14 protein-coding genes are annotated in these 14,375 nt (G+C 37.5%); 3 read left to right on the forward strand and 11 right to left on the reverse strand.

The window, feature by feature from the left end; all coding sequences use genetic code 11:
* Window positions 1–33: 33 nt before the first annotated feature.
* From rplI to FQ204_RS05170, 5 genes are all read right to left on the reverse strand, one after another.
* Window positions 34–486, reverse strand: a complete 453-nt coding sequence (gene rplI, locus FQ204_RS05150; protein ID WP_144209437.1) for a 50S ribosomal protein L9 — start codon at window positions 484–486, stop codon at window positions 34–36.
* Entirely contained in the window at window positions 483–2,459 is a 1,977-nt protein-coding gene (locus FQ204_RS05155; RefSeq protein WP_144209439.1) for a DHH family phosphoesterase, read from the reverse strand. The genes rplI and FQ204_RS05155 overlap by 4 nt, the downstream gene beginning before the upstream one ends.
* A gap of 255 nt (window positions 2,460–2,714) precedes the next feature.
* Window positions 2,715–4,631, reverse strand: coding sequence for a tRNA uridine-5-carboxymethylaminomethyl(34) synthesis enzyme MnmG (gene mnmG, locus FQ204_RS05160; protein WP_144209442.1), 1,917 nt, complete (start codon window positions 4,629–4,631; stop codon window positions 2,715–2,717).
* Between the two features lie 135 nt (window positions 4,632–4,766).
* Window positions 4,767–5,912 (reverse strand): tRNA 2-thiouridine(34) synthase MnmA, encoded by a 1,146-nt coding sequence (gene mnmA / locus FQ204_RS05165; protein WP_260843557.1) that lies wholly within the window; start codon window positions 5,910–5,912, stop codon window positions 4,767–4,769.
* A gap of 269 nt (window positions 5,913–6,181) precedes the next feature.
* Complete coding sequence (locus FQ204_RS05170) at window positions 6,182–6,709, reverse strand: LysM peptidoglycan-binding domain-containing protein (protein ID WP_144209449.1); 528 nt, start codon at window positions 6,707–6,709, stop codon at window positions 6,182–6,184.
* Between the two features lie 258 nt (window positions 6,710–6,967).
* Here FQ204_RS05170 and sdaAB point away from each other — a divergent pair, with 258 nt between their 5' ends.
* From sdaAB to FQ204_RS05190, 3 genes are all read left to right on the forward strand, one after another.
* Entirely contained in the window at window positions 6,968–7,639 is a 672-nt protein-coding gene (sdaAB, locus tag FQ204_RS05175; RefSeq protein ID WP_144209452.1) for an L-serine ammonia-lyase, iron-sulfur-dependent subunit beta, read from the forward strand.
* Between the two features lie 8 nt (window positions 7,640–7,647).
* Window positions 7,648–8,520 (forward strand): L-serine ammonia-lyase, iron-sulfur-dependent, subunit alpha, encoded by an 873-nt coding sequence (gene sdaAA / locus FQ204_RS05180; RefSeq protein ID WP_144209455.1) that lies wholly within the window; start codon window positions 7,648–7,650, stop codon window positions 8,518–8,520.
* 226 nt (window positions 8,521–8,746) lie between these two features.
* Window positions 8,747–9,403, forward strand: a complete 657-nt coding sequence (locus FQ204_RS05190) for an HAD hydrolase-like protein (RefSeq protein WP_144209457.1) — start codon at window positions 8,747–8,749, stop codon at window positions 9,401–9,403.
* A 338-nt stretch (window positions 9,404–9,741) separates the two neighbouring features.
* On the opposite strand, the gene FQ204_RS05195 is transcribed toward FQ204_RS05190, so the two are convergent.
* The 6 genes from FQ204_RS05195 to rodZ all read right to left on the reverse strand — a co-directional run bounded on the left by FQ204_RS05195 (window position 9,742) and on the right by rodZ (window position 14,324).
* Window positions 9,742–10,356 (reverse strand): LysM peptidoglycan-binding domain-containing protein, encoded by a 615-nt coding sequence (locus FQ204_RS05195; RefSeq protein ID WP_144209460.1) that lies wholly within the window; start codon window positions 10,354–10,356, stop codon window positions 9,742–9,744.
* Window positions 10,357–10,512: 156 nt separating this feature from the next.
* The gene (locus FQ204_RS05200; protein ID WP_144209462.1) at window positions 10,513–11,307 is read right to left on the reverse strand and encodes an energy-coupling factor transporter transmembrane component T family protein; all 795 of its coding nucleotides are present in this window, start codon (window positions 11,305–11,307) and stop codon (window positions 10,513–10,515) included.
* Complete coding sequence (locus FQ204_RS05205; RefSeq protein ID WP_144209465.1) at window positions 11,300–12,139, reverse strand: energy-coupling factor ABC transporter ATP-binding protein; 840 nt, start codon at window positions 12,137–12,139, stop codon at window positions 11,300–11,302. The genes FQ204_RS05200 and FQ204_RS05205 overlap by 8 nt, the downstream gene beginning before the upstream one ends.
* Window positions 12,124–12,951: an energy-coupling factor ABC transporter ATP-binding protein gene (locus FQ204_RS05210; RefSeq protein WP_186286748.1), complete on the reverse strand. Its 828-nt coding sequence runs from the start codon at window positions 12,949–12,951 to the stop codon at window positions 12,124–12,126. Before FQ204_RS05210 ends, FQ204_RS05205 begins: the two co-directional genes overlap by 16 nt.
* Before the next feature lies 1 nt (window position 12,952).
* A complete protein-coding gene (gene pgsA, locus FQ204_RS05215) occupies window positions 12,953–13,492 on the reverse strand; it encodes a CDP-diacylglycerol--glycerol-3-phosphate 3-phosphatidyltransferase (protein ID WP_144209471.1) in 540 nt (179 codons plus the stop codon).
* 10 nt (window positions 13,493–13,502) lie between these two features.
* Window positions 13,503–14,324 (reverse strand): cytoskeleton protein RodZ, encoded by an 822-nt coding sequence (gene rodZ, locus FQ204_RS05220; RefSeq protein ID WP_144209474.1) that lies wholly within the window; start codon window positions 14,322–14,324, stop codon window positions 13,503–13,505.
* Window positions 14,325–14,375: the final 51 nt, after the last annotated feature.

Here is a 14,375-nt window from a genome sequence, read left to right on the forward strand (position 1 = left end):
AAGACCTCCTCTCTCAACAAATAATCTTCTTTATTAACCTTCTTTTACACGTAGATTGATAACGCTGGCCACATCTTGATAAATTTTCACTGGCACATCAATCAAACCAACAGAACGAATAGGACTCTTGACTTGAATCAATCGTTTATCAATCTTAATTCCAAATTGTTTTTGCAATTCTTCAGCAATTTTTTTGCTGGTAATAGAACCAAAAGTACGGCCGTCTGGTCCCACTTTTTCAGTAAATTCAACAATTGTGCTTTCTGCTTCCAGCTTTTCCTTAATGGCTTGTGCTTCAGCTAACATTTCTGCATGTGCTTTTTCTTCTGATTTTTGTTTACCACGAAGCTCGCCAATCGCTGCTGCAGTCGCCTCTTTGGCAAGATTTTTCTTAATCAAAAAATTCTGTGCATAACCAGTTGGCACCTCTTTAATCTCGCCTTTTTTTCCTTTGCCTTTAACATCTGCTAAAAAAATTACTTTCATTTCTTTAACTCCTTATCTTTTAATACTTCATGAACAATAATTTCGTTCAACTGCTGTACGACTTGTGGGATTGTCTGATCAGGAATTTGCGCTGCTGCCAAATTAAAATGACCGCCCCCACCAAGCTCTTCCATAATCCGCTGTACATTGATTTTACTACGGCTACGAGCAGATATCGATATACTATTTTGTTTGTTTTTGCTCACAACAAAACTAGCTTCAATCCCTGACATAGCTAACATAGCATCTGCTGCTTTACTGATAACAACTGTATCATAGCATTTTTCTTCTGCTCCAGTAGCGACGAGTACATTTGGCAAGATTTTCTTACCATTTAAAATTAGCTCATTCACTTCACGGTACTCATCAAAGTCTGTGGCAGAAATATCTTGAATGGCTACGCTGTCACTTCCGCGCGTGCGCAAATAACTTGCTACATCAAACGTCCGACTCGTTACACGAGAAGAAAACTTCTTCGTATCCAGCATAATTCCAGCCATCAATACACTAGCCTGCATTTTACTCAAGCGTCGATGCTTAGAATTTTGGAATTGAATCAGTTCTGTCACTAATTCACAGGCACTACTTGCACCACTTTCAATGTAGGTAATAATGGCATTTTCTGGAAAATCCTGATCCCTTCTATGGTGGTCAATGACGATAATTTGATTAAATAAATCGTAAAATTCCTTTGATAGGGTCAAAGCTGTTTTTGAATGATCCACCATGATTAGTAAGGAGCGATTGGTCACCATTGTCATTGCATCAGCGACCGAGAGAAGTTTGGTCTCTCCTTCATCCTGCAATCTGCTAACTGCTCGCTCAATATCCGCAGCCATTTGATGAGGATCATAGACAGCATAGGTCTGATCAATAATATTGCTGGCAAATACTTGCATTCCCACAGCAGAACCGAGTGCATCCATATCCAAGTTTTTGTGCCCAACAACGAAAACTTGATCCACACTTTTAATCTTATCCGAAATAGCAGTCATCATAGCGCGCGTGCGCGTACGTGTCCGTTTCACAGATGCAGCTGAGCCACCACCAAAATAAACAGGATTCTTCGATTCATCATTTTCTTTGACAACTGCCTGATCGCCACCGCGAACCTCAGCAAGGTTCAAGTTTAACAGAGCCACCTTACCAATCTGTTCATGATTGCTATCTCCATACGAAAAGCCCATGCTCAATGTAAGAGGGATTTCTCGTTTTTTTGCCTCTTCTCTAAACTGATCAATAACTGCAAACTTATCTTGTATTAACCGATCTAACACCGTGTAATCCGTGAAAATATAGAAACGATCCATTCCTACACGACGAGAAAACATAGCATATTTTTCAGCAAATTCAGAGACAAAATTTGCAATAAAACTGTTAATGTGACTTATATCTGAATCTGAGACGACATCCTCCAGATCATCATAATTATCAACTGAAACAATACCGATGACTGGTCTTGTCGTCACTAGTTCTGTAGTCGCTTCATATTCACTAGAGGCATCAAAAAAGTAAAACACACTTGAAGCATGATCTAAATAGACTGAATATTTAGTATCTCCTATCGTAGCATACGCTCCTGCACCTTCAAATGGTGTTTTGGTGATCTTTTGCAGCAAATCCACATCAAATTCACCGTCTTCATTGGTGAGAATCAACTCTGCATAGGGATTAAACCATTCAACATTTCCAGATATTTGGTCTACTTTTACCACACCAACTGGCATCCTTTCAAGCAATGATGCCAAACTGTTTTCTGCTTGATCGTTTACATATTGGATTTGTTCCACTTCGTTAATTTCATAACTCTTTTGTTGGAAAATCAATAGAAAAATCAAAATAGCCAGCACCAAAAAAAGCACAAATAACATCAAAATGCTGCTACCAAGAACTCTTAATAAAATAGCTAAAATTCCAAAGGAAATAACGCCCATGATTACAAAATGGATTGGAGTAAAACGAAATTTTTTCATCATAAACCTCTTAACCGCCATTTTACCATAAAAGCTCTAAAAAAGCGAGCTTTCCTTATATAAAACAAGCTCAATATATCGTTAGACATCAGAAAAAATACAACATCTTTCTATTACTATTTGCTCTACTTTACAAAGCAAAACCAGTTCTTTCAATGCTTTATCAACTTCACCAACTCAATAGTTTACAGCCTTGTCAATCATAGTTGACGAAAAAGATACTTGCTCAGCAGTGTAAACAAGCATCTTCATCATTTATTTTTTTGCTTTTTCTTGATTTTTTGAGATACTTCGTGATTTACCTTCCAAATAAACCATCAAAATCGAAATATCCGCAGGATTGACACCAGAAATCCGACTAGCTTGACCAATTGTTTCTGGATTGATTTTCTTAAACTTTTGACGAGCTTCTGTAGCAATGGAATCAATATCATCCCAATCTATAGTTGCTGGAATACGCTTTTCCTCCATGCGCTTCATCTTCTCAACCTGATCCAGCGCTTTAGAGATATAACCTTCATATTTGACTTCGGTCTCAATCAATTCAATAATCTTTTCATCTAAAACTTCAGCAGCTGGACCGATAAAATTGACAACATCTTGATATGAAACTTCTGGACGACGCAAAAATTCTTTCGCTGTAACTGCGTCTGTCAATGGTTTAAAGCCTAATTTTTCAACCATTTCATTCGTTTCTTTAATTGGCTTTAATTTAATGGTGCTCAAGCGCTTCATTTCAGTTTCATATTGATTTTTCTTAATTTCAAAATGAAGCCATCGCTCATCATCGACCAATCCTACCCTGCGTCCAATTTCCGTCAATCGCATATCCGCATTGTCATGACGCAAAATGAGACGGTATTCAGCTCGACTAGTCAAAAGACGATACGGCTCCACCGTTCCCTTGGTGACCAAATCATCAATCATGACCCCAATATAACCATCACTGCGTTTCAAAATCAGTTCCGGCTTCCCTTGAACTTTCAGAGCTGCATTGATTCCTGCGATAATGCCTTGTCCCGCCGCTTCTTCATAACCAGACGTCCCATTCGTTTGCCCAGCTGTAAACAAACCGGAGATTTTCTTAGTTTCTAGAGTAGCACGAAGCTGATGTGGCATAATCATATCGTATTCAATCGCATAGCCAGTGCGCATCAATTCAGCATTTTCAAGTCCCTTAATAGAATGCACTAAATCTTTTTGAACATCCTCTGGCAAACTCGTTGACAACCCCTGAATATAAACTTCTTCCGTATCTCGACCTTCTGGCTCCAAGAAAAGTTGGTGGCGCTCTTTATCTGCAAAACGAACAATTTTGTCTTCAATTGACGGGCAGTAACGTGGTCCTACACCTTTCACCATTCCTGAAAACATTGGTGCACGGTAAAGGTTGTTTTGAATAATTTCATGACTCATCTCATTGGTGTAAGTTAGCCAACAAGGAATCTGATCTTTGAGGTAATCCTCATCATGAGAGGTATAAGAAAAGTGATTTGCCTTTTCGTCTCCAGGCTGAATATCCGTCTCTTCATAATTGATAGAGGAGGCTTTCACACGTGGTGGAGTCCCTGTTTTAAAACGCCCAATTTCAAACCCTAAATCACGTAAATTGTCTGCTAAGTTAATTGCAGCTAAACTATGATTAGGACCAGAAGAATACTTCAAATCTCCAATAATAATTTCTCCACGCAAAGCTGTACCAGTTGTTACGACAACTGCTTTTGCCGCAAACTCTTGGTGCGTGGCTGTTTTCACACCAATGACTTTCCCGTTCTCAACTAGAATCTCATCTATAATCGTTTGACGCAAAGTGAGATTCTCTTGATGTTGAACCGTCTTGCGCATTTCTTTAGAATAAAGTTCCTTATCTGCTTGGGCACGAAGAGCTCGAACCGCTGGACCTTTCCCAGTATTGAGCATCTTCATTTGAATATAAGTTTTATCTATATTCTTAGCCATCTCTCCACCTAGAGCATCCACTTCACGTACAACGATCCCCTTAGCAGACCCTCCAATAGACGGATTACAAGGCATAAAAGCTAGCATTTCAATATTGATTGTCGCAAGCAAAACTTTACAGCCCATCCGGCTTGCTGCTAACGCAGCCTCAACACCTGCATGCCCTGCACCAATTACGACAATATCATAACTTTCAGTAAAATTGTATGTCATCTTTTCTTTCCTTATTTTTTCACCAAAAAAGTCAAACCTCTAGAAGTGCAGGACAAAAAGCCTGCAACATCCATGAGCTTTGACCATCATAGTTATTGCTACATCTATTTTAGCAGATTGCTAAAAAATGTCAATCTAAATATACTGTTGAAGCTTACCATCTTTATAGGCGTTGTCAATCAAACCACCACCCAAACATTCTTCTCCATCATAAAAAACAACAGCTTGTCCAGGTGTAATAGCGCGTTGAGGTTCTGCAAAGTTGACAGTTGCCTTGTCACCCTTTACAGATACTGTAACTTTCGAATCTGGTTGGCGATAACGGAATTTAGTTGTACATTCCATACTAAACTCAGTCGGCATTTCTCTTGTAAAATGTACCTGACTAGCATCAAGACTAGTTGACATCAACTTGTCATGGTAAAAACCTTGACCAACGTATAGAATATTCTGACTGAGATCCTTACCCACTACAAACCAAGGTTCATTATCCCCGCCATGCTGACCACCAATGCCAAGACCACCACGCTGACCAATTGTATAATACATCAAACCAGCATGCTCACCCATATCTCGACCATCAACTGTCATCATGCGACCAGATTGAGCCGGTAAATAGTTTCCCAGAAATTCTTTAAAGTTTTTCTCACCAATAAAGCAGATGCCAGTTGAATCTTTTTTCTTAGCAGTAGCTAATCCTGCTTTCTCTGCAATAGCTCGAACTTCAGACTTTTCTAAATGTCCCAACGGAAACATCGTTTTTTGCAGTTGCTCTTGTGATAACTGACTAAGGAAATAAGTCTGATCTTTGCCATTATCCACTCCTCGCAGCATATGAACAACTCCGTCTTCATCACGCTTCACACGCGCATAATGACCTGTTGCCACATAGTCCGCTCCCAATGTCATAGCATAGTCTAAAAAAGCTTTGAACTTAATTTCTTTGTTGCACATGACATCTGGATTCGGAGTCCTACCAGCTCGATATTCAGCTAAGAAATATTCAAAAACGCGATCCCAATACTCTTTTTCAAAGTTGACAGAGTAGTAAGGAATTCCAATCTGATCAGCCACAGCTGCTACGTCTTTATAGTCCTCTGTAGCTGTACAGACACCATTTTCGTCTGTGTCGTCCCAATTTTTCATGAAAATGCCAATTACATCATATCCTTGCTCCTTTAGAAGCAAAGCTGTTACAGACGAATCAACACCGCCACTCATTCCGACAACGACACGTGTTTTAGAATGATCACTCATAGTGTTCTCCCATCTTTTCGTTATTTCACGATTGAAGGTCGTGTTTTGCTTTCAACGATTGAAGGTCGCTTAGAGCAAGATTTATTATAACACGAAATCACCTTAAGAACAAATTTCAATAATCAAAGAACAATGACTTTACACTACTGTAAACCAAAATACGGTGGATGACTATTGAGATAATGAATATTCCATCAAAAGAACTTTTTGGAATCTAGTGAGTAACTTTGCAGCTTCTATCACAAAAAATAGGCTGGAACATTAATCCCAACCTCAATTATTTTTCCTATTCATCAATACCAGCCATTTGCTAGCCAGAAAGTCTTAGCAGCTGACCAAGAACCATAACGACCTGCTACATAAGCATCAGCTACTTTTTCTTGATTTTCTGCTGACAAGTCACCATTTAAGTAAGATAAACTCAATTGGTAACGACCATAATATTGTCCATTTTGTGCTGTATAACTACCACTTGACTCTTTTTGTGCAATCCATTCTTTTGCAGCCGCATCTTCAGCGCTCAGACCAGATGTGGTAGTGGTAGAATTGTTTGATGCCGTAGTGGTAGTAGTGGTAGCTGTATCATCCAACTCTAATACTTGCCCAACACTAATCAGATGAATATTGCTAATCTTATTTTTCTGAGCAATTTTATCAACTGTTGTATTATGTGATGCAGCGATAGCTGAAAGAGTATCTCCAGATTTTACTGTATAGCTATCTGCATTTGCAAGTGTAGGAAGAAAGAACAGCGCTGTGGCTACTAAGCTCATTAAACCTACTTTTGTTTTTTTATTTGTGCTATTTAAATTCAATATCATTTAAATTCTCCTTTTCTGTGATAGAACTATCATATACCTTAATTATTACTATTGTTTTTTCCTTTCATTAAAAATATTACAAACAAATTGAAGAGAGACTAAAATCCACCCTATATTTATTTGCTTTAAGGTTACTATAAGAAAAGTGACCTTAAAGGAAGTCTAGAACTTACGTCACATTCATTTTATCAGCTAAAAAGGCAGAAAAATATACTGAACTTTGATATAATGAAGATAATGAACTTATAAGGAGTTACGATGAACTCACTAAAATTTCAATCTGTTTTTGATATTATTGGGCCTGTTATGATTGGTCCGTCTAGTAGTCATACAGCAGGTGCTGTTCGTATTGGAAAAATTGTTTCATCAATTTTTGATGACGAGCCGACAGAAGTTGAATTTCAACTGTTTAATTCTTTTGCAAAAACTTATCGGGGACATGGTACAGACCTGGCTCTGGTAGCTGGGATTCTTGGAATGGATACAGATGATCCTGAAATTCCAAACAGCCTTGAGATTGCTCATAAAAGAGGGATTAAAATTGTCTGGACGATTCAAAAAGATAGCAACGCTCCACATCCAAATACAGCTAAAATAACCGTTAAAAATGAGCATAAGGCAATTAGTGTTACTGGTATTTCCATTGGCGGTGGAAATATTCAAGTGACTGAATTAAATGGTTTCTCTGCTTCGCTCAGTATGAACACTCCGACAATTATTATTGTTCATCAGGATGTGCCTGGAATGATTGCTCATGTTACTGAAGCACTCTCTCGTTACAACATCAATATTGCACAAATGAATGTTACAAGAGAAAAAGCTGGTGAAAAAGCAATTATGATTATAGAAGTTGATAGCCGTAGTTGCGAGGAAGTAATAGAAGAAATTCGCAAAATTCCTCACCTCCACAATGTCAATTTCTTCAAATAGGAGAACTTATGTTTTATTCAATCAAAGAATTAGTAGAACAAGCTGATTTAGACTTTCAAGGCAGTGTTGCCGAACTGATGATTGCTACTGAATACGAACTGACAGGACGTGAACGAGATGAAGTTTTACGGTTGATGACCAGAAACCTAGAAGTTATGAAAGCTTCTGTCGTTATGGGATTAGACGAAAGTAAATCTCGGAGTGGTTTAACAGGTGGCGATGCAGCCAAACTCCACAAATATATTCAATCAGGAAAAGCTCTTTCGGACTATACTGTCTTAACAGCAGCAAAAAATGCTATTGCTGTCAATGAATACAATGCTAAAATGGGACTGGTCTGTGCAACACCGACAGCAGGAAGTGCTGGTTGTTTACCTGCTGTTCTTACATCAGCTATTGAAAAATTAGAACTTACTGAAAAACAACAACTGGACTTTCTATTAACTGCTGGGGCTTTTGGTCTAGTTATTGCTAATAATGCCTCCATTTCAGGAGCAGAAGGAGGCTGTCAAGCTGAAGTCGGATCAGCATCAGCCATGAGTGCTGCAGCGCTTGTTTTAGCAGCAGGCGGCACACCATTTCAAGCCAGCCAAGCAATTTGCTTTGTTATTAAAAATATGCTTGGATTAATCTGTGACCCCGTTGCAGGTTTGGTAGAAGTTCCTTGTGTCAAGCGAAATGCTATGGGAGCTAGCTACGCTTTCATTGCCGCTGATATGGCTTTAGCAGGTATTGACTCTAAAATTCCTGTTGACGAAGTGATTGACGCTATGTATCAAGTTGGAGCAAGCATGCCGACTGCCTTTCGTGAGACTGCTGAAGGTGGATTGGCAGCTACACCTACTGGTCGTAAATTATCCAAAGAAATTTTTGGCGAATAATCTCTTTTTATACAAAAAAGCTGGGATAATAACCTCCAACTTCAAAATATACTGTATAAGAAACTAACGACGAAGTAGCTGATTGCTCACAGCACCGCTTTGAGACTGGTAGCACTTGCGAAACAAGTCTCGACACTGTTCACTTTCCAAGCTCAGAAGAGTCCTATTTTATTTATGCACTATCTCAACAGTTTCCCAAACTGTCTCACCCCCTTAAATATAGACTATGCAAAATTTTAAATATATTTTTTTCGATTTAGATGGAACACTTGTTGATAGTTCAGCAGGAATCAAAAATGCTTTCCATTATGCATTTACCTCACTAAATATCAAAACCCCCGATAACAAAAAGCTAGATACCTTTATTGGACCGCCTTTAGAAGTAAGCTTTGCTTCTGCTGTCCCAGAAACTGATATCAATCGTGCTATTGCTTTCTTTAGAGAATACTATAAAAATAAAGGTGTCTTTGAAACTCAGCTTTACTACGGTGTAAAGGAACTTTTATTAGAATTAGCAAATTCAGATTACCATATCTATATCACCACTAGTAAAAATGAACTAATGGCTATAAAAATGGCACAATATCTAAAAATTGATCAGCATTTCAATGGTATTTTTGGCTCGCTTCCAAATTCTTACCATAAAGCTGACGTTTTAACTCGTGCTTTAAGGGACTCTCATGCTAATCTGGAACAATCTGTCATTATTGGTGATACCAAGTTCGATATGATAGGTGGAAAGTCCGTTGGAATGAACACTCTAGGAGTTTTGTGGGGATTTGGCAATCAAGATGAATTAACTAACAATGGAGCAGATTTTATCTCAGATTCGCCGCAAAATCTTTTAACAGCATTGATAAACAATACTTTACACAAGTTGTAAACTATATTTACGATATACAAAAAAGGAAGTGGGACTACGAATTAAAAATTTTCGATTTTTAGTTCGTAGTCCCACTCCCGCAAGGGTGCTTAAACAGCTATCAAGCTGTTTAAGGTTGCAGATGAAGAAAACGAAGTTTTTGTCAAAGGAGTTCTTCCGAGCTTGAAAAGCGAATGAAGAGTCCAATAACGGTGGTTTGCTTCGCAAGTCTGATTTCCAACCTTCAACAATTCACTAGATTGTTGAAGCTGCGTTATTCGTTTATTACTAAATCTGATAAAAAGCTGGGACACTTTTTTGCCCAGCCTTTTTTAATTAACTCATTCTTATTATTTGACTTAATAATTCCAAGCTGATAGTCCTTGTGCACTATACGCACGATAAGCAGCTTGAACTTGGTCATCTACTGTAGCTGTTGAACCCCAACCTGGCATTGTTTGGAAAAGACCACTAGCTCCTGATGGGTTATAAGCATTTACTTGTCCGTTTGATTCACGAGCAATAATATGTTCCCAAGTTGATGCTGGAACACCTGTCAATTCTGCCATACGAGCAGCTGCATAAGAGCCTGTAGCACCAGCAGTATTTCCGTTAGGAAGGACAACATTTGAAGAATAGTTTGCTGTAGCTGGTTGCGAATAAGTAGTAGAAGCAGCAGGTGCATTATATGTCACATCTTCGTAAGTTACAGCTTCTTCTGTCGCAGTCTCTGTTGAACCTGCTGAAAGATCCTCTTCATCAAGCTCTAAAATTTGTCCAGCTTTAATCAAGTCTGGATTTTCAATTTTATTGAGCTTAACTAGTTTTTCAACTGATGTATTTTTTTCTTTAGCAATTTCTGATAAAGTATCACCTGATTTAACAGTATAAGATTCAGCACTTACAATAGCTCCTGTTGCAAAAAAAGCAACTGCAGTAAAAAGTCCTGATAACGTTAATTTCATTGATTTCATGTATATATCAATTTCTCCTTTTTTCGTATAATACTATATTACACATAAAATATTACTCTAATCTTATGATTGTATTACAAAGATTACAGAAATATTGATTTTATACGCAAAAAACGCCTTTCAAGACGTTTTTTAGCTAACAATAATATAAGTTTTTTAACTTTTTAAGAAAAATAATATCAAACCTAAGACAAACATAGTAAAAATAGAAAGTGTGTCTTCTTTTTTCCACCTCAACTGACGGTAACGACTCCTTCCTACACCACCTTGATAACCTCTCGCTTCCATAGCAGTCGCCAAAGCGTCTGCACGCTTAAAGCTAGAAGCAAATAACGGAATTAAAATAGGAATAATTGATTTTACCTTTTGCACAATACTTCCTTCACCAAAATCAACCCCACGCGCCCTTTGAGCATTCATAATCCGTGTTGTATCATCCATCAAAGTAGGAACGAAACGTAAGCTCATTGATAGCATCAAACCTATTTCATGAACGGGTACCTTTAATACTGCTAAAGGTCGCAATAATGATTCAACTGCGTCTGCCAAACTAAGTGGCATGGTTGTTAAAGTTAATAGGGTAGAAAAAATAATAATCAAAAGAAAACGACTAAAAATGATACCCGCCTGAGCCAGACCTACTTCGGTAATTCTAATAAAGCCAAATTGAAATAAAGTCGCGCCACCAGATGTAAAAAATAATTGAAACAAAGTAGTAAAAGCAATCAAAAAGACCATAGATCTTAATCCTTTAAGGAAAAAGCCTAAAGGAATTTTGGAAAGTCCAACTAATAACATTGTAAAGACGAATAATAGTCCATTGGTTGCAATATTATTTGCCAAAAAGATAATTAAAATAAAGAAAAACATTGACAAAAGTTTGCTACGAGGATCTAGTCGATGAATGATTGAATTTCCAGAAACATAGCGCCCCAAGATCATACTATCCATGTAGTAACTCCTTAAATTCTTCTATGGTGATAGGTAAATATGGAAGAGTTAGCCCTCTATTTTTTAATTCTTGTGCAAATTTTGTAATTTTAGGAACTCCTAGTTGAATACTTTCCATAAATGATATATCTTGAAATACTTGCCGAGGTTCTCCGCTTTTGACTAATCTTCCTTTTTCCATCACATAGACAGTATCTGCAAAATTAGCGACATCATCCATCAAATGCGTTACCAAAACAATGGTCATTCCTGCTTCATGTAATCGTTTAAATAAACTCATCAACTCTTTTCGTCCAGCAGGATCTAAACCTGCTGTTGGCTCATCCAATACAAGAATCTCTGGTTCCATGGCTAGAATACCAGCTATGGCTACTCGACGCATTTGTCCCCCAGACAGTTCAAATGGGCTACGTTCAAATAATTCTTCTGAAATTCCAACAAGAGTTAATTTTTCACGTGCTACACGTTCAGCGTCTTCCTTTGACACTCCAAAATTTTGTGGACCGAAAGCAACATCTTTTAAAACGGTCTCATCAAAAATCTGACTTTCAGCAAATTGAAAAACCAATCCTACCTTTTTACGTACTTGTTTAATATCTTTATTTACAGATGTGGAAGTAATTTTGACATCATCAATCACGACACTTCCTTCAGTCGGGACTAAAAGTCCATTCAACAATTGTAAAATAGTTGATTTTCCACTACCTGTATGACCAACCAAAGCAGTATATGAGCCATCTTTTATTTCTAAATTGACTTCAAAAAGGGCAGGACCCTCAAAGGGAGTGCCTGCTTGATAAGTATAACTTACATTTTCTAAAGTGATTCCCATAAATAATCCTGCAATTCTTTTTCTGTTAAATAGCGCTCTGGCAATTGAAAGCCCGAGTTCAACAAAGTTGCTTTTACTTGATTTGTAAAAGGTTCATCTAAACCTAAATCTTCTAAATCCACTCGTGAGAAAAGCTCACTTGGTGTACTAGTTGACTCTACTTGTCCTTCTTTCATCACCAAAACTCGGTCACTAAGAGCTACTTCATCCAAATCATGCGTGATAGAAATAACTGTCATACCATGTCGATCTTTAATCTTTTTAACTGTCTGAATCAACTCTAAACGCCCTTCTGGATCCAACATACTAGTTGCTTCATCTAAAATAATGATGTCAGGACGCAAAGCAACCACACCAGCAATAGCCACGCGCTGCTTTTGCCCACCAGAAAGTCTTGCAGGTTCACGTTCTTTAAAATCTTGCATTCCAACAATGTCTAATGCTTCTTGAACTCTGTCAAACATCGTTTGGTAGTCCATCCCTTGATTTTCCAAACCAAAAGCAACATCATCCTCAACAGTTGCTCCTACAAATTGATTATCTGGATTTTGAAAAACCATCCCAATATGCCGGCGCTTTTCCCATACATTTTCAAGAGTTAATTTATCTCCATCAATGATAATCTCGCCACTTTCTGCTTCCAACAAGCCGGCTATTAAACGAATCGTCGTAGACTTGCCACTGCCATTGTGACCTACAATAGACAGCCACTCTCCTTGTTTCACGTGAAACGTTACATCCTTGAGAATATAATCATCTACATGATTATCGTATTTATACTTTAAATGCTGAACTTCAATGATATTTTTCATATTATCTAAATGTATCTTTAAAGAGATAGGCACTTCCTTTGAAGTAGTCATAACCCGAATAAATCGTAAAAATCAATGCAATATATAGCAAAATTTGTCCTAGCAATGTCCAGTGCAATAGTAGAAAAATAATAGAAAACATCTGCGTAAATGTTTTTATTTTTCCTGGCATAGCAGCAGCTAAGACTGTCCCTCCAGTTTCAACCAGTAATAACCGCAAACCTGTCACAGCTAACTCACGGCAGATGATAACTGCAACAACCCAAGCAGGTGCCATATTCATTTCAATCAACATAATAAAAGCTGACATGACTAATAACTTATCTGCCATCGGATCGGCAAATTTCCCAAAGTTGGTTACAACTTTCCATTTACGAGCTAAATAGCCGTCCAAATAATCTGTAATACTAGCTACTGCAAAAATAATCGCTGCAAAGACATGCATTCCAATAGAATGACCTAAGGATAGAACTAGAATAAAAATTGGAATTAAAGCAATCCGTAACAAAGTTAAAGCATTGGGAATATTTTCTTTTTTCATTTTTATTTCCTTAATTATTTATTATAAGTGTAATTGTACCTGTCAAACTTGTCAAGCCTGATGTATCAATCTGCTGATCATCTATTGTAATTGTCACACCTTGAACCACACCAAGAGTAATTGTTGATGTAGTGTCTGGTGAAATAGTGGTTGACACACTTTGATTTTCAGGGCTTAATATTGCACCACCTTCTAAGTCTGTACCTGTAACACTTACCCAACTAGTCGTATCACTAACAGATAATTTTAAATTGACAGGACTAGTTGCACCTGTCAACGTTGCTGTTAAGTTGCTGCCATTTCCTGATACAGTCAAATTTGTTTTTGAACTGTTAGAAGATTCACTAGAAGTAGTTTCATCATTTGAGCTAGATGAAGTAGTTGTTTGTTTATTCACAACACTATAACTTGATGAAGGATTTGTGGTTAATGAATTATGACGAACGTATGTCCAAACATAATAACTAACAAAAGATAAAATAGCTAATGCAAGAATTGTCAGATAAAATAATGGTAAAAAAGAAGTTCGCTGCCTTTTTGTTCTTCGACTTCTAAAACTCTCTTCCTCATCAATATCCACTTCATCATAAGTAATCATGCTTCCGTCTTCATAAGCATCAAGAATAATCCGCTCATCTAAATCAACAGCCCAAGCATATTTTCTTAGAAAAGAACGAGCATAGAAAGGACTAGGAAGACGATCAAAATCATCAGCTTCCAGAGCTTCTAGTAACTCTAATTGAATATCGGTTTTCTTTTGTAAATCTTCTAAGCTCATCCCTTGATTGATACGAGCCAATCTCAGGACTTCACCAATTGTTTTTTTTCTCATACGCCCAGCCTTCTTTCTATTAAACACTATTTTACCAAATTTCACTAAAAC

This window comes from Streptococcus constellatus (assembly GCF_902167705.1).
GTDB classification, from domain to species: domain Bacteria; phylum Bacillota; class Bacilli; order Lactobacillales; family Streptococcaceae; genus Streptococcus; species Streptococcus constellatus_A.